We start from the raw sequence: 19,509 nt of genomic DNA, 5'->3' as shown, positions 1-19,509 counted from the left end.
GGGCCGATGGACGGTGCGATTCCGCTCTTCCGCATGGAAGGCATATCCAAGCGCTATGGCGGCGTGCGCGCGCTGGAGAAGGCCGAACTGTCGGTCACTCCAGGCAGCATCCACGCCATTCTCGGCGAGAACGGCGCCGGCAAATCGACGCTGATCAAGGTCATGGCGGGGGTCGTCGCGCCCGACGAGGGCCGCATGATGCTGGACGGAAGCGAAGTTACCTTCGCTTCGCCGGCCGCTGCCAACCAGGCCGGCATCGTCTGCATCTTCCAGGAACTGTCGCTCGTCCCCGAACTCAGCGTTGCCGACAACATCGTCATTTCCGATCCGCCGAAGCGTTTCGGCATGATCGATCGCAAGGCGCAGCGCCGCATCGCCGAACAAGCCCTCGCTCGCGCCGGCGCTTCCGATATCCATCCGCTGGCGCTGGTCAAGGATCTTCCTCTTTCAAGAAGGCAGATGGTCGAGATCGCCAAGGCACTGGCGCGCAAGCCACGCATCCTGATCCTCGACGAGGCGACCTCGGCGCTGACCGCGGCCGACGTCGCCAGGGTTTTCGCCGTGTTGAAGCGGCTGCGTTCGGAAGGGCTGGCGCTGCTCTATATATCGCACCGCATGAACGAGATCGCCGAGCTGGCCGACCAGTGCACGGTGTTCCGCAATGGCCGCAATGTCGCCAGCTACGCGGCCGGTACAAAAAGCGACAACGAGGTCGTCGAACTGATGATCGGGCGCGAATACAGCCACATCTTTCCGCCCAAGCCCGCGCGGGCGGCTGCCGCAGCCACGCCGGTTCTGGAGGCGCGCAGCCTGTCCTGGACGGATCGGCTGCACGATGTCTCGCTATCGGTCGGGGCGGGCGAGGTGGTCGGGCTTGGCGGCCTCGACGGCCAAGGCCAGCGCGAATTGCTGCTCGCCTTCTTCGGTGTGCTGCGTGGCCTGTCGGGCCAGATCCTGATCGACGGCAGGCCGGTGGCGATCGCCAGCCCGGCCGCGGCGCGCGACGACCGGATCGGCATGGCGCTGATCCCGGAGGACCGCAAGACCGAAGGGCTGATGCTGCCGATGACGGTGCGCGAAAACCTCTCATTCGCTGCCCTCGACCGGCTGTCCAGGGCCGGCATCATCGATCGCGCCGCCGAGCAGCGGCTGATCGACGATATGGTGGGTCTCCTGGCGATCAAGACCGCCGGCCTCGACATTCCGGTCGGCGCGCTATCCGGTGGCAACCAGCAGAAGGTCGTCATCGCCAAATGGCTGATGCGGCAGCCGCGCATCATCCTGCTCAACGATCCGACGCGCGGCATCGATGTCGGCACCAAGCAGGAGCTTTACCAGTTGATGCGCAAGCTTGCCGACCAGGGTGCGGCGATCCTCTTCTATTCGACCGACTATGACGAGCTGATCGGCTGCTGCGACCGCGTGCTGGTGCTCTATGACGGCGCGGTCAAGCGCGAACTGGTCGGCGCCGAAATCACCGAGCGGGCGCTGATCGCCAGCGCGCTCAACATTCACGAAGAGATGCCAAAGCAAGGAGCGGACGCGTGAAGGATTGGCGCTACTGGCTTGCCGAACAGCGCGGAACGTTGCTGGCGTTCGGCATCTTCGTTGTCATGTTCGTCATCTACACCTCGAACCATCCGGCGGGCTTCACCGCCAATGTCGTACAAACGGCCTCGAACAAGGGTGTGCTGCTCGCCTTCGTCGCGATGGCGCAGACGCTGGTGGTGATCACCGCCGGCATCGATCTTTCGGTCGGCATGATCTTCACCCTGACCAACTGCCTGGCGTCGTGGCTGGTCGTCGGCACCGGCATCGAGACCGCCTTCGGCGTCATCGCCGTGCTCGGCACCGGCCTGCTGTGCGGGGCAATCAACGGCGCCATCGTCATCTATGGACGCCTGCAGCCGATCGTCGCCACCATCGCCACCGGTGCGGTCTATTTCGGCATTGCGCTGCTGCTTCGGCCGTTTCCGGGCGGCTCGGTCAATGAAGGGCTCGCCGATGCGCTGACCGGGCGCCTGTTTGGCATTGTGCCGGCGAGCCTGGTGGCGCTGCTGGCGGTCGTGCTTGTCGTCTGGGTGCCGTTCAGCCGGTCGGTGCTCGGCCGCGCCGCCTATGCGGCCGGCTCCTCGGAGATGGCGGCCTACATGTCCGGCGTGCCGATCCGGCGTGGAAAGTTCGCCGCCTATGCGCTTGCCGGTCTGCTTGCCGCGATCGGCGGGCTGTTCCTGACGTTCTTCACCTATACCGGTGATGCGGCCTATGCCAGCGGCAACGCCTATACGCTGTTTTCGATTGCCGCGGTCGTGCTTGGCGGCGTGTCGCTGTTCGGCGGCAAAGGCAGCGCCATCGGCGCGATCTTCGGCGCGCTTGCCTTCCGCACCATCGGCGACCTGCTGTTCGTCTTCGATTTCGATCCGCTCTGGCAGCCCCTGTTCCAGGGCGTCATTCTGCTGATCGCGGTCAGCCTCGGCGCCTTCGCCCTGTTTCGGGTCCGCAACCGGCTGGAGTGGTTCCTGTGAGCGAAACGACTGTGAGTGGTCTCGCCGGCCGCATGCCGAAATTCCTCCGCCGCGCCGACCCGGCGGTGCTGACGGCGTTCGCCTGTATCGTGCTGCTGCTGTTCCTCGGCAGCCTCTATTCGCGCAGCTTCCTGTCGCCTGAATACCTTTTGCAGCAGCTCAAGGTGGCGTCGTTTCTCGGCGTCATCGCGACCGGCATGATGCTGGTCATCCTGCTCGGCCAGATCGACCTGTCGGTGCCCTGGTCGGTGGCGGCCGGCGCGATGATGGCCTGTGCCGCGGCCGCATACGGCCCGGTCGGCGTGGCGCTTGCCATTCCGTTCGGCATCTTCTGCGGTGTTCTGATCGGCATCGTCAACGGCATCGGCGTCGCCTATCTGCGCATTCCCTCGATGATCATCACGCTTGCCACCAACGCCGTCGCGCAGGGGCTGATGGTGGTCTACACGGGCGGTTTCTCGCCGCAGGATTCGGCGACCGGTGCGATGCGCTATCTGGCGACCGGCTTTGCCGTTCCTGGCGTGCCCAACGCCGTTCTCATCTGGGCACTGATCGGCGCCGCAATGGTGTTCGTGCTGACCCGCACCGGCTTCGGCCGCACCGTCTATGGCATCGGCAATCGCGAGCGCGCAGCCTATCTTTCCGGCATCGATACAAGGCGCGTAGTGATGATCGCCTTTGCGGTTTCGGGCGGGCTCTCCGCCTTCGGCGGCGTGCTGTTGGCCGGCTATGCCTCCAAGGCGGCACAGTCGATGGGCGATGCCTATCTGCTGCCGTCGATCGCCGCGGTGGTGCTCGGCGGCACCTCGATCCTCGGCGGGCGCGGCTCCTATCTCGGCACCGTCGCCGGGGTGATCCTGATCACGCTTCTGCAGTCCATTCTCTCTGTCATGCAGATGCCGGAGGCGGGACGGCAGATCATCTACGGCGTCGTCATCGTCGCCATGCTGCTGCTCTATGGCCGCGCGCCGGCAAGCCGCTGACCTGCATGACCGGTAAAGACGTGGCATATAAGCCGGCGAGCACTGTTCGAACGGTACCCGCCATCGTGGTGATGGGCGTTGCCGGTTGCGGCAAGTCGGTTGTCGGCGAAGCGCTTGCAGCGGCATTGGGCGCCGTCTTTATCGAAGGCGACAGGCTGCATCCGCCCGAAAACGTCGCACGCATGGCGAGCGGCCAGCCGCTCACCGACGCGCTGCGCGAAGGCTGGCTCGACGCGATCGGCCAGCGGATGGCCGCGTCGGTCGCAAGCGGGCAAGGTGTGGTCGCCGCCTGCTCAGCGCTGAAACGCAGCTACCGCGATCGCCTGCGCGGCTTTTGCGCGGATATCGTTTTCGTTTACCTGGAGATCGACCCGGCAACAGCAAAACAGCGCGTCGGCAATCGCAAGGGTCATTTCATGCCGGCGAGCCTGGTCGACAGCCAGTTCGCCACGCTCGAGGCGCCAGCGGCGGACGAGGCGGCAATGACCCTGGATGGCACGCGTCCGGTCGCCGACACCGTCGCGACCGCCTTGAGCCTGCTCGCGCGCTAGATTTGCGACGTCAGTTCGACTGGGAAATCGTCATTGTCGGCGTCGCGCATGGCCGCGAGGCTGCGGTTGTCCAGCACCTCGGCGATCGCCTGCCGGACCTCCAGCATCATGTGCCGAACCTGGCAGGTCGCCTCGTCGCAATCCTCGCAGCGCTGGTATTGCGTGCGGCTGGCGCAGGGGATCGGCGCCAGCGGCCCGTCGAGGACACGCACGACATGGCCGATCTTGATCTCGGAAGCCGGCCGGGCAAGGCGGTAACCGCCTTCCTTGCCCTTGCGGCTCTGGACGAAGCCGGCGTTACGCAACTCGCCCAGGATGGCATCCAGGAATTTCTTGGGGATATTATTGGCGACCGCAATGTCGTTGACGAATGCGAGCTGGCCGACCGGCAGGCCCGACAGATGCACGAGGGCCTTGAGGCCGTATTTGCCTTTTTTGGTAAGCATGCCCCGAGTCAACCCATGAAGCCCCAACCACCTGCGTCTGGCGGCTGTTTGTGTGCAAATCATGACGGTTTGATCACGCGAAGCCGTTCGCGAAAACAAGCCGTCCGTTCTCACGGTAGGCACAAACGCGTTGATTCTTTGTAACCTTTTGGACGGAATGCGCCCGGAAAGTGCCAGAAATCACCTTTCGCGGCGCGAAAGCAAAGAAGCCAACAAGCCGGCTTCTGTCAAAGTTGGAGGATCGCCTCAGCGGCTGCCATAAGTCTGGTCGAGCAGGCCGCCCGCTGCAAAGTGCTCGGCCTGGACCTTGGCCCAGCCGCCGAAGACCTCCTCCACCGTCAGCAGGCGGACATCGGGAAACTCAGCCTTATATTTGGCAGCGACCGCCGCGTCCCGGGCCCGCAGGCCGTTGCGGGCGGCGATGTCCTGGCCCTCCGGTGTATAGAGGAAGTCGAGATAGGTCTTGGCGAGATCGCGCGTGCCATGCTCGTCTGCAACCGTGTCGACGATCGCCACCGGAAATTCCGCCAACAGGCTGACCGAAGGCGTTACCTGCTCGAACTTGTCCTCGCCATACTCCTTGCGGACGCCGCGCGTTTCCGACTCGAAGGTGATGAGTACGTCGCCGATTTCGCGCTGCACGAAAGTGGTGGTCGCGGCGCGCCCGCCGCTGTCGAACACCGGCACGTTGTTGAACAGCTTTGTCACGAACTCCTTCACCTTGGCATCGTCGCCCTTGAAGGCTTCCTTGGCGTAGGCGGTGGCCGCGAGATAGGTGTAGCGCGCATTGCCCGATGTTTTCGGATTGGGGAAGATCACCTGGACGTCGTCGCGCACGAGATCGTTCCAATCCTTGATGTGCTTCGGATTGCCGGCGCGCACCAGGAAGGAGGGCAGCGAATAGAAAGGCGAGGCGTTGTCCGGAAAGTCCTTCTGCCAGTCGGCGGAGATGAGGCCCTTCTTGACCAGGAAGTCGATGTCGATGACCTGGTTGAACGTGACCACGTCGGCGCCGAGGCCTTCGGCGATGGCGCGTGCTTGTGCCGAGGTTCCGGCATGCGACTGATCGATGGTGACGCCGGGGTGGCCGGCGACGAACGCCTTGTTGACCTGCGCAAACAGTTCGCGCCCGACATCATAGGAAGCATTGAGCAATTTGTCGGCCGACCAGGCTTGGGAGGATGCGAGGAAGAGGCCGGCCAACGTGGCGATGCCAAGCAAAAATCGCTTCATGAAAACAGGCTCCAATGCCATGAGCTTAATGCCGGACCATAGCGGCAAGGCATCGTGCGCGACGAGGCACGCAGAGCGGCCGCTCCACGTTGTCGATAGAAGAAATATTCCCGCTGTGGGCGATTTCTGGTTTTTTCTTTCAAGCAGAGTCTCAGGACAGCTTGGCAGCGGCGCCGATGCCGTCGGCGTGCACGATGGTTCCCGGCCGGCCAACGCGGTGCAAGGCGATTGCATCGCCGCCCTGTCTGGCATATACAAATAGTATATACAAGGGAGCTGTTGTCATGTCTCAACACCGCCATTCAACAACCCCGCCGAAGGAGGCGAAGCTGTTTCGTAACAATCGCAGCCAGGCGGTGCGCATTCCCGTCGAGTTCGAACTTCCCGGCGAAAAGGTCTTGATCAGCCGTGAAGGCGACCGCCTGATCATCGAGCCGGTCCGCAAACCTGGCCTCACCGCACTGCTCGCGCAATGGGCGAAAGAGCCGCCGCCCGGTGCCGAGGAAGACTTTCCCGAAGTCGAGGATATGCCTGTCAAATCCGAGGAATTTTTTTGATGCGGTTCATGCTGGACACGAACATTGTCAGCGACATGATCCGAAATCCGGCCGGGAAAGCCGCAAGCGCTGTCCTGCGCGTGGGAGACGCCGCCGTGTGTACCAGCATCGTGGTAGCGTCGGAACTGCGATATGGCTGCGTCAAGAAAAGATCAGCCAAGTTGCACAAGAAGGTCGAGGAATTGCTGGCTGAGATTCCCGTCTTGCCGCTCGATGTGCCGGTGGATGCCGAGTACGGCGCGATTCGCGCAGAACTGGAAGGCAGGGGCCAGACCATCGGCCAGAATGACCTTTTTATTGCTGCCCACGCCCGTGCGCTTGGAACTACCCTGGTGACCGCCAACACCGGGGAGTTCAACCGGATCAAAGGCCTGAAGATCGAGAACTGGCTGGTGTAGCGCCTGATAGAGGATCAAGCAGCCGGAAAAAGCTTCCAGCGCCGCGGCCTGAAAGCCACGCGACTTTTCTGCGCCGCCGGATGATCGACGGGCAATTCGATCTCGACCCGCTGACGTTCGCCGCCGATTTCGAGCTCGACCCGCCTGGTGCCGGCGACGCGGCGGCTGGCGGCGACCGTGCCGGCGATGCAGCCGTTGCATTCTTCCACCAGATCGACGTCGTGCGGGCGAAAGAACAGCGTCGCTTCGCCTTGCGGTGCGTGCGGCGCGGAAAGCCCGATCGGCCGGTCGGCGATCCAGACCTGGCCGTCCTCGACCTTGACCGGAAGCGAACTCGATTCGCCGATGAAGCCGTAGACGAAGGGAGAGTTCGGCGTGTCGTAGATCTCGTCGGCGGTGCCGACCTGCTCGATGCGGCCCTGGCTCATCACCACGACACGGTCGGCAAGCTCCAGCGCCTCTTCCTGGTCATGGGTGACGAAGACCGTGGTGTGACCGGTGGCGTCGTGGATGTCGCGCAGCCAGCGGCGCAGTTCGCGGCGCACCTGCGCATCGAGCGCGCCGAACGGCTCGTCGAGCAAAAGCACGGCCGGTTCGATCGCCATGGCGCGGGCCAGCGCCACGCGCTGGCGCTGGCCGCCCGAAAGCTGTGCCGGATAGCGTTTTTCCAGACCGGAAAGCTGAACGAGGTTGAGGAGTTCCGAGGCGCGGCGGCGGATTTCCTTCGCCGACGGGCGTGACGGCCCGTGCCGGACCTTGAGTCCGAAGCCGATATTGTCGGCAACCGTCATATGGCGAAACAGCGCGTAGTGCTGGAAGACGAAGCCGACATTGCGCTCCTGAATCGACTTTTGGGAGGCATCCTCTTCGCCGAAGAAGATCTTTCCGCGGGTCGGCCGCTCCAATCCGGCAATCAGCCTGAGCAGCGTCGTCTTGCCGGAACCGGACGGTCCCAGCAGGGCGATCAGTTCTCCCGACTTGATGTCGAGCGAAACGTCGTGGAGGGCCGGAAACCGCTCAAACTCCTTGCGCACGTTGGCAACGCGAACTTCCATGCAAATCCCTTTTGTAGTTGATGCATGCCGTTATCCCAAAACCGGTTCCCACTTTTGGGCGACATCAAATCTTTGTTTTATGCATGTCGTTGTCCAAAAACCGCTACACACTTTTGGGCGACATGCATTTGTCAGTGTCCGCGCGTCGCGGCGATCTCGGCGCCGTAGCGCATCTCGAGAAGTGTTTTCAAGACCAGCGTGACGAGCGCCAGGCCGGCAAGCAGCGAAGCGACGGCAAAGGCGGCGGCGGCATTGTACTCGTTATAAAGGATTTCGACATGCAGCGGCATGGTGTTGGTCAGCCCGCGTATGTGGCCCGACACGACCGAGACGGCGCCGAACTCACCCATCGCGCGGGCATTGCACAACAGCACGCCGTAGAGCAATCCCCATTTGACGTTGGGCAACGTCACGTACCAGAACGCCTGCCAGCCATTGGCTCCAAGCGACAGGGCAGCCTCCTCGTCGCCATTGCCCTGTTCCTGCATCAGCGGGATCAATTCGCGGGCGACGAAGGGGAAGGTGACGAAGACGGTGGCCAGCACGATGCCCGGCACGGCAAACAGAATGACGATGCCATGTGCTTTCAGCCAGGCGCCGAGCAGGCCTTGCGCGCCGAACAAGAGCACGTAGACAAGCCCCGAAATGACCGGCGAGACGGAAAAGGGCAGGTCGATGAGTGTGGTCAGGAACGCCTTGCCCTTGAACTCGAACTTGGCGATCGCCCAGGCGGCGGAAATGCCGAAGACGATGTTGAGCGGCACCGAGATCGCCGCGACCAGAAGCGTCAGGCGGATCGCCGAGCGCGTATCCGGTTCGCCTAGCGCCTGTGTGTAGGCCTCGATTCCCTTGGCGAAAGCTTCCTTGAAGACGATGACCAGCGGCAAGAGCAGGAAGATGGCGAGGAACGCAAACGTTACCGCCATCAGCACGGCTTGCGCAGGACGGCTTTCGGTTACCGCCGCCGAGCGGCTTTCGTGGTGCGGCGCGTAGGATTTGATCTCCGGGTCAGCCATAGCGCTTGCGGCTCCAGGTCTGCACCAGGTTGATGACCAGCAGCATCACGAAGGACAGTGCCAGCATGATCGCCGCGATCGCGGTCGCCGCGGCATAATTATATTCCTCGAGCCGGATGACGATCAGAAGCGGTGCGATCTCGGATTTGTAGGGCAGGTTGCCGGCGATGAAGATAACCGAGCCGTACTCGCCGACGCCGCGCGCGAAGGCCAGCGCGAAACCGGTGACGATGGCCGGTGCCAGTCCGGGAAGCAGAACACGGCTGATGATCTGGAAGCGATTGGCGCCGAGCGTGGCGGCCACTTCCTCTACCTCTTTGTCGATTTCCTCCATGATCGGCTGCACAGTGCGCACGACGAAGGGCAGCCCGATAAAGATCAGCGCGATGACGATGCCGAGCGGCGTATACGCGACCTTGATGCCGAGCGGCGTCAGCAGGCTTCCGATCCAGCCATTCGGTGCGTAAAGCGTGGTCAAAGCGATGCCGGCAACCGCCGTCGGCAGCGCGAAGGGCAGGTCGACCATGGCATCGGCGATGCGGCGGCCTGGAAAGCTGTAGCGCACCAGCACCCACGCGACGATCGTGCCGAAGACGACGTTGACCGCAGCGGCAATGAAGGCGGTGCCGAAGCTGATTTCAAGCGCGTTGATGGTGCGGCGGTCGGTGACGATCGCCCAGAAGTCGGTCCAGCCGAGCGCCGCCGAGCGCCAGACCAGCCCGGACAGGGGAATGAGGATGATGAGGGTGAGGTAGGCAAGCGAGAAGCCGAGCGTCAATCCGAAACCCGGAATGACGCTCGGCTGCCTGAATCGCCACCCCGCCTTGGCGGGTGCTGTGGTCATGTCGTCCTGATCTAAATGCTACTGGGCCGGCTTGTAGATCTGGTCGAATATACCACCATCGCCGAAATGATAAGGCTGTGCTTTCTTCCAGCCGCCAAAAAGCGGGTCGTCGATGGTGACCAGCTTGATCTCAGGCAGCTTGGCCAAGTCCTCCGCCGGCACCAGTTCGGGCTTCGAAGGGCGATAATGGTTTTTGGCGATGAGCGTCTGGCCTTCCTTGGAATAGAGGTAGCTCAGATAGGCTTCGGCAACTTTGCGCGTGCCTTTGGCGTCGACATTGGCGTCGACCACGGCTACCGGCGGCTCGGCCAGGATCGAGGTCGGCGGGTAGACGATATCGAAATTGTCGGCGCCGAACTCGTCGAGCGCCAGATAGGCCTCGTTTTCCCAGGCGAGCAGCACGTCGCCCAGCCCCTTTTGCGCGAAGGTCACGGTGGCGCCGCGCGCACCGGTGTCGAGAACCGGGACATGCGCATAGAGATTGCCGACGAATTCCTTGGTCTTGGCCTCGTCGCCGCCATCCTTGGCGCTGGCATAGGCCCAGGCGGCAAGATAGTTCCAGCGCGCGCCGCCGGAGGTCTTCGGATTGGGCGTGATCACCTGGACATCGTCCTTGACCAGATCGCCCCAATCATGAATGCCCTTGGGGTTTCCCTTGCGGACGAGGAAGATGATCGTCGAGGTGTAGGGTGCCGAATTGTTTTCGAATTTCGTCCGCCAGTCGGGATTGATCTTCTTCGTTTTCGAGACAATGGCGTTGATGTCGCCTTCGAGCGCCAGCGTCACCACGTCGGCGTCGAGCCCGTCGATCACCGCGCGCGCCTGGGCGCCGGATCCGCCATGCGACTGCTGGACGGTGACGGTCTCGCCTGTCTCGGCCTTCCAGTGGGCGACAAAGGCCTCATCGAATTGCTTGTAGAGCTCACGCGTCGGGTCATAGGACACGTTGAGAATGGTGGTGTCGGCAAACGCGAAACCGAGCGTGCCGAACTGGACAGATGTGGCGACCAGTGCGCCGAGCAGTTTCCTGAAATGAGGTTTGGTCATTTCCGCCTCCGTTGAACTCGCGCCAATCTACCGAATTGATAGAATTTAGATGCATTCAATGTTGCCTTTTTTGGCCTATTGAAGCAATTTTTCGCCCAGTTTCGGCGATGCGAGAAACTATTTTCCCCGCATGGACCATGATTGCGATCCCGACGCGATTATCTAGAGACGGCTAGCTCTTCGGCAATGGCTGCGTCGCGCCCGAAGGTTGCGACCGGCTATTCGGCGGTAACGGGAAAGTTGAAGCGCTCTTTTGGAAACGGCTCGTTCTCCAGCGTGAAGTGCCACCATTCGCGGGCGTAATTCTTGAAGCCGCGGGCACGCATCGCCTCGACAAGTCTTTTGCGGTTAGCCGCCGCTTCACTGGCTATCGGTCGGTGAGCCGTTTCGCTCGCTGGATCGAAACAGTCGAAACCCGTGCCGAAATCGAGCGTGTCGGCATCGGTCGCGCCGCAGGCCGGTTTCGGAGCGCTCTTGCGGTCGGCTCGCGCGATCGCGACATCGACCGTCGATCCGCGCGAATGGGTGGACAGTTCGCCGATATAGCCCTTGGCGATGAGATCCTTGCGCTTGACCTTTGGGTACCATTGCGCGTCCGGTGGCCCACTCGTTTTTGTCCAGTCACCCATGTCGGAGACAGCCCGTGCAGGGCGATAGCAGTCGAACACGACCAGCGTCAGTCCTTCGGCGGCAATCGCTTTCTGCACTGCCGAAAGCGCTTGCGCCGCTTGCCTGGTGAGGATGCATGCCGGCGCATCGTAGCCGCTTACCTTGCGATGCAGGAAATTCTCGAGGCCGGCATAGCGGATATCCTGCCGGATATTGGGATCGATGTCGGCTAGCCGAACAAAGCCGGCGGGGAGGGTGTCAGCAAAGGCCGAGGAAATACCGGCGCCCGAAAGCAAGACGTAAAACCCAATCCCCTGAATCACCTGCCGGAAATTATTCAAGGGAAACTTTCACTCGACGAAAACCTTCACACTGGCCGCGCGTCCCGCCGCGTCGATCACGGTCAGGGTCGAATAGCCGGCGCCGTCCGGCTGCCAGGTCGCGGTGCGCCGCCGGTCGATGCCGACCAGCGGCTTGCCGTTGGCCAGCCAGCGGAATGGTGCGCGGCCGCCTTGCAGCTTGAGCACCAGCGGCGAGGCGTCGGCCGAGGAAGTGCCGAGATCGACGCGAGCGCCGTCGGGCGGAAAGATGATGGTTGGCGCAGGTTCGGTCGGCGTCGCCTGCACCAGCCCATCGGTGCCGGCGCCGAAGCGCGTCAGCGTCACCGGCAGCTCCTCGCGTTTCGGACGCCGGACGCCGGACGGCTGGCTCGGCAGTGGTACGGCGGCCAGGCCGGAACGGACAAAACCTTCGAACAGGATGGGCGCAGCCGAGACATAGCCGGACAGGCCGGGCACCGCACCGGCGTCGGGGCGGCCGACCCAGACGCCGAGCACGTAGCGGCCGTCGAAGCCGACCGACCAGGCGTCGCGATAGCCGTAGGAGGTGCCGGTCTTGTAGGCGATGCCGCGTTGGACGGCACCCTGGGGAGGCTTGACGCCTGACAGGATGTCGGTGATCTGCCAGGTCGCCTGCCCGTCGAGGATGGTGGTGGTCGAGCGTTCGGCATTCGCCGGCTCGGTGCCGTCATGCAGCGTGTGTGCCTTGCCGCCATTGGCAAGGCCGGCATAGAGTTGGACCAGGTCGCGCAGGGTCACCCCGACGCCGCCGAGGCCGATCGCCAGGCCGGGCGCTTCGTTGACGGGCAGGATAGGGGTCACATCGGCCTGGCGAAAGCGTGCCATCAGCCGGGCCGGGCCGACCGCGTCGAGCACGCGGATCGCCGGCACGTTGAGCGACAATTGCAGCGCCTGCCTGATGCTGACATCGCCCTGATAGCCCATGTCGAAGTTCTTCGGCCGATACCCGGAGAAATCGGCTGGGCTGTCCTCGATCAGCATCTCCTGCGCCACCAGGCCTTGTTCGAAGGCGAGGCCGTAGATGAACGGCTTCAGCGTCGAGCCAGGCGAGCGAACGACCTTGGTCATGTCGATCCAGCCCGAACGGCTGGCATCGAAGAAATCGGCAGAGCCGACCTCACCAAGAATATCGCCGGTACGGGCATCGGCCAGTACCATGGCCACCGAGAGGCGAGGGCCGAGCCTGGCGGCCGCATCCTTGGCCACCTGCTCCAGCCCTTCCTGGACACTCTTGCGGATCGTCAGTTGCAGCTTCTGGCCGGGAATGGCCTTGGACAGCATCGTATAGGCCGCATGGGCAGCGAGCGCCGGCAAGGTCCGCCGCAGCCCCGACACATCGTCGAGCGCGGCACGCGCGGCCTCACGTTCGCCGAGCAGGCCTGCCGAGACCATGCGGGTCAGCACGCGGTCGCGGGCGGCATGGGCGACGTCGAGGTTGCGGTCAGGGCGCCGCTTTTCCGGCAATTGCGGCAAAGCGACGAGCAGGGCCGCCTCCGAGACCGTCAGCCGTTTCGGCTCCTTGCCGAAATAGGCAAGCGAAGCGGCGCGCACACCTTCGAGATTGCCGCCATAGGGCGCCAGCGTCAGATAGCGTTCGAGGATCTCGCGCTTGGAAAGCCGCCGTTCGATCTGGAGGGCGCGCAGCATCTGCTTGATCTTCGAGCCGAGGCTGCGGCTGTCGCGCGGTTCGATCAGCCGGGCGAGTTGCATCGGCAGCGTCGAACCACCGGAGACGATATGGCCGCTGGCCGCGAACTGGCCGGCGGCACGCGCCAGTGCCAGCACGTCGACGCCTTGATGATCCCAGAAACGCTTGTCCTCATAGGTGACCAGCATGTCGACGAACTGCTTGTCGACCTGGTCCAGGCTGGTAGCGAGCCGCCAGTAGCCATCCGGCGTAGCGAAGGCGCGCAGCAGCTGGCCGTCTCGGTCCTGCACCTCGGTCGAGACCGTCAAAGCAGCCGGCAGCGGCGGCGGAAATGCGCGGTCGAGCTGCCAGAGGCCGAAGGCGGTGATTGCCGCGAGACCGGCCAAGGAAATGCCCGTGATGGCCGCTCGGCGCAGGAATTTTCTGGAGAGCATGGCGCCGCCCCTCATCCGCCTGCCGGCACCTTCTCCCCGTTTAGTGACGGGGAGAAGGGGGCTGTCGCGACCCTTGGCGCCTTTTCTGCGACGTTAAAGTTCGGCGAAAACTTCGGCGCATGGCTCTTTCTCCCCGTCTCTATACGGGGAGAAATGCCCGGCAGGGCAATGAGGGGCAGCGCCACCGCCATATTCCTATCCTTACGGCGCCTTGACCTCCATCATGCCGGTGGCGGTGCGGGCCGAATATTGCGGCCGGTACATGTCCTCGATCGTTGCCGCCGGGTGGGCATAGGTGCCCGGCGTCACCGCGCGCACGACGTAGGCGAGCGTGATGTTGCGGTCGCCGTCGCCGTCGTTGGGATTGAAAGCCGCGACGAAACGGTCGTCGCGGAATTCGAGATGAGCGGCATCGGTCTGCGCCAGCCAGGAGAAGTTCGTCAATTGGGCGCTGGAGACCAGGCCCGGATTGTCGATCTCGAAGCCGGCCGGCAACAGGTCGGTGATCAGCAGTCGCGAAGGCCAGGTGTTCTGCTCGTAAACCTTGAGCACGACGACATAGCGTTCGTTCTGCTTGACCTCCGTCACGTTGGCCTCTGTGCCGTCTAGCTTGTAGTAGGTACGGCTGATGGTAAAGCCGTTGCCGCCGGCCGGCAGAGGCTGGATCGGCGAGGCCACGGTGGTGACGACCGCCTGCAGCGGATTTCTGCCGGTGTTGACGATGGTCAGCGGACTGTCGGCCAGGTCGCCACCGGCGATCTGGTCCGCATAGCCGCCGGCATGCGGTGCGCCGTTGACGGTCAGTGCGATCGAATCATTGCCGGCCTTCAGCGCGCGGGCCGCAAGCAGCATCCAGGACTCGTCCTGTGTGCTGGTCCACCTGGCGTCGGCGCGTTCCCTGGTCACTAGTTGGATCAGCGCCGGCACGATGGTCGGCACCGGCTTGCTTTCCGCGGCAAGCGCCAGGATCGCCGCGCCGTCGCGCAGCGGCGAGCCATAGTCGGACCGGTAATAGTCATATTCGGGCGTCGACTTGGCCAGTTGCAGCGCGGCCTGGAAGGTTGCCTCCGAGCGCTGGGTGTCACCGTAGAGCGCGAGAGACGCCGCCAATTGGGCGACGGCCATCGGGCTGGTAAAGGCTTCGAGCTGGGTGTCGGCATAATAACGCAGATCGCCGACCGAGGCCTTCTTGTTGCGGGCAAGCACATAGAGCGCATAGGCGATCTCGCTGCCGCGATCCTGGACGTCCTGATCGTAGCCGATCGCGTTCTGCAGATTGCTCAGCGCCTGGTTCATCGCCAAAGCCGGCACGTCGTATCTCTGCTCGCGCGCCCGGGTCAGGAAATCGGTGACATAGGCGTCGAGCCACAGATCGCCGGAACCCGGACCCCACAGGCCGAAGCTGCCGGCCGATGCCTGGTAGCTCAGCACCTTGTAGATAGCGTCCTGGACGCGGCCATGCAGATCGGGGTCGCTGGCCATGCCGATGCCGGAAGCCATCTCGTTGACGTAGAGAAGCGGCATGGCGCGGCTGGTGGTCTGTTCGGCGCAACCATAGGGATAGCGGTCGAGCGTCATCAGCAGCGACGGTACATCGAAGGCAGCCGCCTGCGAAACGCCGACGCTGACCGAAGCGCCATCGAGCAGGCTTGCCGCCAGCAGTTCCTTGTCGACGCGCAGCGCGCCGCCATTGCCCTTGAGGTCGACGACCATGCGGGTGGTCACCGGCAGTTGCGCTGGGCGCACCGGCACATAGAGCGTCTGCTCGACAGCGGTGCCGTCGGCATGCGCAAGCTTGATGGTGATCGAGGCGTTGCCCGCGGTCCGCGCAATCAACGGCACGGTCAGCGTCTGCCGCTTGCCTTTGGCCAGCGTCAGCTTTTCAGGCAAGGCGGCACTGCCGGTAGACAGGTCGCCCGTCGTGTCGATGGTCAGCTTGTAGTCGCCAGCAGGGCCGTCGGTGTCGGCGACATCGAGCCGCATGACGGCGGAATCGCCGGGCGCCAGGAATCGCGGCAGGCCGGCGGTGATCACCACCGGATCGCGAACGATGACGTCGGACTGGGCATGGCCGACTGCTTCCTTTGTCCAGGCGACGGCCATGACGCGCACGGTGCCGTTGAACTGCGGTATGTCGAAGTCGATCCGCGCCTTGCCGTCGGAGTCGAGCTGGACCGGGCCGGAGAAGAAGGCGACCAGCTTTTCGGTCGGCGGACTGCCTTGCGATTGCATGTTGGCGCCGTCGCCGCCGGTGCGCAGCTTACCGGTTGTGCCCAGCGAGCCGTCGATCAGCCGGCCATAGATGTCGCGAACGTCGAGACCGAGCATGCGCTGGCCAAAGAACCAGTTCTCCGGATCCGGTACCTTGTAGTTGGTCAGGTTGAGGATGCCGACGTCGACGGCCGCGACCATGACATAGGCGTTGGTGCCGGGCTGCACGCCTGCTACGGCCACCGGGATCGACAGCTGCTGGCGCGGCATGGTCTTGTCCGGCGGCGCCAAGCTGACGGCAAGCTTCCGCGAGCCGGGATCGAGCTTCAGCCATTTGACGCCGATGGCGCGCGCCGGCATACGCGTCTCTTGCGCATCGCCCGGCCTGAACAGCGTTGCCGTGACGTAGGCGCCGGCACCCCAGTCGTCGCCGACCGGGATGTCGACGGTGCTGCCGCCGGCCGGCACGCTGGCGGTGACGGTCTTCAGGAGCTTGTCGGTGCCGATGGTGACGAGCAGCTCGCCGGCAAAGTGCGGCGACACTTTGAGCTTGGCCACTTCACCCGCCGCATAGGTATCCTTGTCGAGGGCGATCTCTAGGCCGTCGGGCGTTTCGGTGGTGGTGGAACTGACATACCAGCCGGCGTCGAACTCGTAGCTGGTGGCCGGGCCTTCCGGATCCGCTGTCTCGATCTCGAGCCGGTAGCGGCCCCAGTCGACCGGCAGCGACACCGTCGCCTCGCCATCGGCGCTCAGGTCGACCTGGCCGTTGGCCACCGCCTTGGTGAAGGTGACCGGCTCATAGTTCCAGGAGTTGCTCGAGCGGTACCACTGGTAGCTGCGCTCGACCTTGACCAGCGACCACTGCGCGCCCTTCAGCGCCTCACGCTTGCCGTCTGGGTCGACAGCGATCAGGCTGAACTTGGCCGTGCCGCCTTGCGGCACCTCGTCGTCGTCGAAATCCGGGCGGATGCCGATCATGTGGCCCTGCGGGCGGATGCCGATATTCAGCGAGCGCTCGACGGCACGGCCGCCGGTTTCACGCATCCTGACAGTGACCTTTGCATCGACCAGCTTGGTGGTGGATGGCAATTGATCGACGGAGACCGGGAAAGTCGCCTTGCCGTCCTCGCCGACCACCGGCAGGCCGGTGAAGGGCGTCACCGTCGGTTCAGCCGACTGTTCGTCGGCCAGACCGAAGGAATAGCCTTTGAAGCGGTCCCAATCGCGGGCGGTCGACAGCGTCAATTCGCCTTCGAGCGCGAGGCCCGCGGCCGGCGCGCCGTAGAGAAAGCGGCCGTCGACGGTAATGTTGGCGGTCTCGCCCTGGGCGATCTCCTGCTTGTCGGAGGACAGGTCGAACTCGATGCGGTCCGGCACGAAGTCCTCGACCAGGAACATCTGGCTGGCGACCGCCGCCTGCTTGGGATCGGTATGGATCGCCACCGTCCAGGTGCCGCGCATGGCGTTGGGTTCCAGCGGCAGGTCGACAGCGTGACCGCCGGCCGATGCGCCGTCGCTGACGATGCGGCGGTCCTCGACGCCGTCGGGCCGCGAGAAGATGAAGGTCAGCGGCAGGTTCTCGACCGCCTTGGCGGCACTGTCGCGGGCAAGGGCCGCGACATGGACATCTTCGCCGGCGCGGTAGATGCCGCGCTCGGTCCAGGCATAGACGTCGAGCGCGCCAGGTGCCGGCCGTCCGGCGACGCCACGGTCGGACAGGTCGAAGCCGGCGCGGCCCATATCGAGGAAGACGAAATCGTCGTCGCCCTGTTTGGCCATCAGCACGGCCGGCGCCATGCCGCTGTCGCCGCGCGTCAGGCCGGGATTGAACATCGCCCGCCCTTCCGCGTCGGTGGTCGCGGTGCCGAGGATTTCATTGTTCCTGGCCAGCAGCGTCAGCTCGGCGCCGGCGATCGGCTTGGCGGTTGCGAGCGAACGGGCAAAGACGTTCAGCCCATCCTGTCCGGTATAGGTCGACAGGCCGATATCGGAGACGACGAACCATTGCGTGGCGTGCGAATCATAGTCGTCGCTGCGATCGTTGACGGCTTGTGCGGTCAGCACATAGACGCCGGGCTTGCGCTTCGGCAAAGCCTCGTCGATTGGGAAGGAGGTGGTGACTTCCTTGTTGAGGTCGTTGGCGATGTCGAGCTGGCCTTGCCAGACCGGCTCGCCCATCTGTTCGGAGATGTTCGAAATGTCGTAGCCGTCAAGCTGGCGCAGGAACTGATATCCCGACAGAAGCTGGGCCAGCGAGCGGTCGCCGATGCGGAAGAGCTTCATTTGGGCGGCATTCATGTTGACGGTGACGACCGGTATACCGCGGCGTGCGCCGGCGGGCAGCACGAAGCTATCGCCGGTGAAGCGGGCCGAAGGCGCGCGGTCCTGCACGTAGATCGACAGAACCACCGGTGCCGCGGTGACCTCGCCAATGGCGGCCGGCAAGCCGGCGCGGAAGGTCACGTCATAATGTTGGCCGTGCTCGAGTCCTTCGACGCAGATCTGCTTGTCCTTGGCTTCGACGCCCTTGGGAGCGGCGTTGTCGACAGTAACGAACTGCGAGTAGTCGACGCCGGTCTTGACCAGTTCCTCGGAGAACTGCGCGCAGATGCGTGGCGCGCTGGTGTCGGCATCGACGGTATGATCGATGACGCGGAAGCCCTTGCGGGCCTTGAGATCCTGATAGGCGGCCCTGACTGCCGGCGAATTGACGAGAGCGAGGCTCGCCTCGTAGGCCTGCAGAGCCGGCCTGTAGAGATCGCGGCGATCAAGGCCGTCCCCGAGCAGCGCCAGCACGTCGGCGCGCGTCTTGGTGGTGCGCAGCAATTTGTAGGCGTTGAAGGCGGCGGAAGTGGCGTTCGCCGGCAGGGTCGACGGCTCCGAGCTGTTGGCGGTCGGATGGACGGCAAGCGTTTCGCGCGCCAGCTCGAGCCAGAGCTGGCCATCATAAGGCAACACCGAAACCGCCGCTTCGTATTTGTGCATGGCCGAGCGATGGTCGCCCGTCAGCGCCGACTGTTCGGCGGCGGCCCTCAGCGCGGTCAGCCCTTCTGTCGGCTTGGTGTAGGTCGGGCCAGTGAGCTTGTTGCGGTATTGCTGGGCCTGGTCGGCCATCCAGTTGGGGAAGAAGGCGAGTTCGGGTGGCGCGCCGATGTCGGGATCGCCATCGATGTTGACGACCTTGCCGGCGACGGCGCCACCGAAGGGTTTCAACGAATTGTAATCGGATTTAAGGAAGCACCATTTGGCCTTGAGGTTGTAGGTGAAGGCGCGGCAGGCCGGGTCGCCGAGGCAGGTGGTCTTGCACTGGTCGAGGCTGACATTCTGGTCGGATCTGAGATCGAAACCGAAATAGTCGGAATTGTCCGATGTCACCACCCGCCGGGCTTCGGCCGCTTGCGCGACACCGCTCCAGGCAAAAAAGAGAAGGAAAAGAATCGATAGACCACGAGCCGCGCGCATTGCCATAAACCCCTCCAGACAAGTGCTTACGTCCAGAAATCTTCAAGCTTCAGTCGCGCTTGTCAACATCGGGACGCGGCAGGATCCGCCTGCCAACGGTTTGCTTTCCGGCCGGTGACCGGTAGTAG

Annotated in this window: 15 protein-coding genes; 6 read left to right on the top strand and 9 right to left on the bottom strand. The window is 63.9% G+C overall.

Annotated elements, in window-relative coordinates:
- The first annotated feature begins 6 nt into the window (after nucleotides 1-6).
- From NKH33_RS27105 to NKH33_RS27090, 4 genes are all read left to right on the top strand, one after another.
- Nucleotides 7-1,548 carry a sugar ABC transporter ATP-binding protein gene (locus NKH33_RS27105; protein WP_352922319.1) on the top strand — a complete coding sequence of 514 codons (1,542 nt, stop codon included), beginning with the start codon at nucleotides 7-9 and terminating at the stop codon, nucleotides 1,546-1,548.
- The gene (locus tag NKH33_RS27100; RefSeq protein ID WP_352684752.1) at nucleotides 1,545-2,525 is read left to right on the top strand and encodes an ABC transporter permease; all 981 of its coding nucleotides are present in this window, start codon (nucleotides 1,545-1,547) and stop codon (nucleotides 2,523-2,525) included. The genes NKH33_RS27105 and NKH33_RS27100 overlap by 4 nt, the downstream gene beginning before the upstream one ends.
- Nucleotides 2,522-3,508, top strand: coding sequence for an ABC transporter permease (locus NKH33_RS27095; protein WP_292658927.1), 987 nt, complete (start codon nucleotides 2,522-2,524; stop codon nucleotides 3,506-3,508). The genes NKH33_RS27100 and NKH33_RS27095 overlap by 4 nt, the downstream gene beginning before the upstream one ends.
- 71 nt (nucleotides 3,509-3,579) lie before the next feature.
- A complete protein-coding gene (locus NKH33_RS27090) occupies nucleotides 3,580-4,059 on the top strand; it encodes a gluconokinase (protein WP_352473509.1) in 480 nt (159 codons plus the stop codon).
- Here the strand turns inward: NKH33_RS27090 and NKH33_RS27085 are convergent.
- Together NKH33_RS27085 and NKH33_RS27080 are read right to left on the bottom strand one after the other, a co-directional pair.
- A complete protein-coding gene (locus NKH33_RS27085) occupies nucleotides 4,056-4,505 on the bottom strand; it encodes an RrF2 family transcriptional regulator (protein ID WP_006202816.1) in 450 nt (149 codons plus the stop codon). The genes NKH33_RS27090 and NKH33_RS27085 overlap by 4 nt on opposite strands.
- Nucleotides 4,506-4,751: 246 nt before the next feature.
- Entirely contained in the window at nucleotides 4,752-5,738 is a 987-nt protein-coding gene (locus NKH33_RS27080; protein WP_352473511.1) for a sulfate ABC transporter substrate-binding protein, read from the bottom strand.
- Nucleotides 5,739-6,022: 284 nt separating this feature from the next.
- On the opposite strand from NKH33_RS27080, the gene NKH33_RS27075 reads away from it, so the two are divergent.
- Nucleotides 6,023-6,295, top strand: coding sequence for an antitoxin (locus tag NKH33_RS27075; protein ID WP_352473543.1), 273 nt, complete (start codon nucleotides 6,023-6,025; stop codon nucleotides 6,293-6,295).
- On the top strand, nucleotides 6,295-6,693 hold the full coding sequence (locus NKH33_RS27070) for a type II toxin-antitoxin system VapC family toxin (protein ID WP_502893814.1): 399 nt from the start codon (nucleotides 6,295-6,297) through the stop codon (nucleotides 6,691-6,693). Before NKH33_RS27075 ends, NKH33_RS27070 begins: the two co-directional genes overlap by 1 nt.
- Nucleotides 6,694-6,707: 14 nt before the next feature.
- Here NKH33_RS27070 and NKH33_RS27065 read toward each other — a convergent pair whose 3' ends face one another.
- The 7 genes from NKH33_RS27065 to NKH33_RS27035 form a co-directional block, all read right to left on the bottom strand.
- A complete protein-coding gene (locus NKH33_RS27065; protein ID WP_352465240.1) occupies nucleotides 6,708-7,748 on the bottom strand; it encodes a sulfate/molybdate ABC transporter ATP-binding protein in 1,041 nt (346 codons plus the stop codon).
- Between the two features lie 131 nt (nucleotides 7,749-7,879).
- The gene (cysW, locus tag NKH33_RS27060) at nucleotides 7,880-8,764 is read right to left on the bottom strand and encodes a sulfate ABC transporter permease subunit CysW (RefSeq protein ID WP_352922315.1); all 885 of its coding nucleotides are present in this window, start codon (nucleotides 8,762-8,764) and stop codon (nucleotides 7,880-7,882) included.
- Entirely contained in the window at nucleotides 8,757-9,608 is an 852-nt protein-coding gene (cysT, locus tag NKH33_RS27055; protein WP_352473514.1) for a sulfate ABC transporter permease subunit CysT, read from the bottom strand. The genes cysW and cysT overlap by 8 nt, the downstream gene beginning before the upstream one ends.
- A gap of 18 nt (nucleotides 9,609-9,626) precedes the next feature.
- The gene (locus tag NKH33_RS27050) at nucleotides 9,627-10,655 is read right to left on the bottom strand and encodes a sulfate ABC transporter substrate-binding protein (protein ID WP_352473515.1); all 1,029 of its coding nucleotides are present in this window, start codon (nucleotides 10,653-10,655) and stop codon (nucleotides 9,627-9,629) included.
- 218 nt (nucleotides 10,656-10,873) lie between these two features.
- Nucleotides 10,874-11,605, bottom strand: coding sequence for a M15 family metallopeptidase (locus NKH33_RS27045; RefSeq protein WP_352922312.1), 732 nt, complete (start codon nucleotides 11,603-11,605; stop codon nucleotides 10,874-10,876).
- Nucleotides 11,606-11,614: 9 nt separating this feature from the next.
- Nucleotides 11,615-13,705: a penicillin-binding protein 1C gene (gene pbpC, locus NKH33_RS27040; protein ID WP_352922310.1), complete on the bottom strand. Its 2,091-nt coding sequence runs from the start codon at nucleotides 13,703-13,705 to the stop codon at nucleotides 11,615-11,617.
- A gap of 201 nt (nucleotides 13,706-13,906) precedes the next feature.
- Nucleotides 13,907-19,387 carry an alpha-2-macroglobulin family protein gene (locus NKH33_RS27035; protein ID WP_352922307.1) on the bottom strand — a complete coding sequence of 1,827 codons (5,481 nt, stop codon included), beginning with the start codon at nucleotides 19,385-19,387 and terminating at the stop codon, nucleotides 13,907-13,909.
- Between the last annotated feature and the right edge of the window lie 122 nt (nucleotides 19,388-19,509).

Origin of the sequence: Mesorhizobium sp. M1182 (assembly GCF_040318335.1) — a bacterium.
Lineage (GTDB): Bacteria > Pseudomonadota > Alphaproteobacteria > Rhizobiales > Rhizobiaceae > Mesorhizobium.
This window is presented reverse-complemented; position numbering and strand designations above follow the sequence as displayed.

Excerpts from the sequence above, each read along its gene's own strand:
- NKH33_RS27105 (WP_352922319.1), top strand. The coding sequence starts at position 7 with ATGGACGGTGCGATTCCGCTCTTCCGCATGGAAGGCATATCCAAGCGC.
- NKH33_RS27090 (WP_352473509.1), top strand. The coding sequence starts at position 3,580 with ATGGGCGTTGCCGGTTGCGGCAAGTCGGTTGTCGGCGAAGCGCTTGCA.
- NKH33_RS27085 (WP_006202816.1), bottom strand. The coding sequence starts at position 4,505 with ATGCTTACCAAAAAAGGCAAATACGGCCTCAAGGCCCTCGTGCATCTG.
- NKH33_RS27080 (WP_352473511.1), bottom strand. The coding sequence starts at position 5,738 with ATGAAGCGATTTTTGCTTGGCATCGCCACGTTGGCCGGCCTCTTCCTC.
- NKH33_RS27075 (WP_352473543.1), top strand. The coding sequence starts at position 6,023 with ATGTCTCAACACCGCCATTCAACAACCCCGCCGAAGGAGGCGAAGCTG.
- NKH33_RS27070 (WP_502893814.1), top strand. The coding sequence starts at position 6,295 with ATGCGGTTCATGCTGGACACGAACATTGTCAGCGACATGATCCGAAAT.
- NKH33_RS27065 (WP_352465240.1), bottom strand. The coding sequence starts at position 7,748 with ATGGAAGTTCGCGTTGCCAACGTGCGCAAGGAGTTTGAGCGGTTTCCG.
- cysW (WP_352922315.1), bottom strand. The coding sequence starts at position 8,764 with ATGGCTGACCCGGAGATCAAATCCTACGCGCCGCACCACGAAAGCCGC.
- cysT (WP_352473514.1), bottom strand. The coding sequence starts at position 9,608 with ATGACCACAGCACCCGCCAAGGCGGGGTGGCGATTCAGGCAGCCGAGC.
- NKH33_RS27050 (WP_352473515.1), bottom strand. The coding sequence starts at position 10,655 with ATGACCAAACCTCATTTCAGGAAACTGCTCGGCGCACTGGTCGCCACA.
- pbpC (WP_352922310.1), bottom strand. The coding sequence starts at position 13,705 with ATGCTCTCCAGAAAATTCCTGCGCCGAGCGGCCATCACGGGCATTTCC.
- NKH33_RS27035 (WP_352922307.1), bottom strand. The coding sequence starts at position 19,387 with ATGGCAATGCGCGCGGCTCGTGGTCTATCGATTCTTTTCCTTCTCTTT.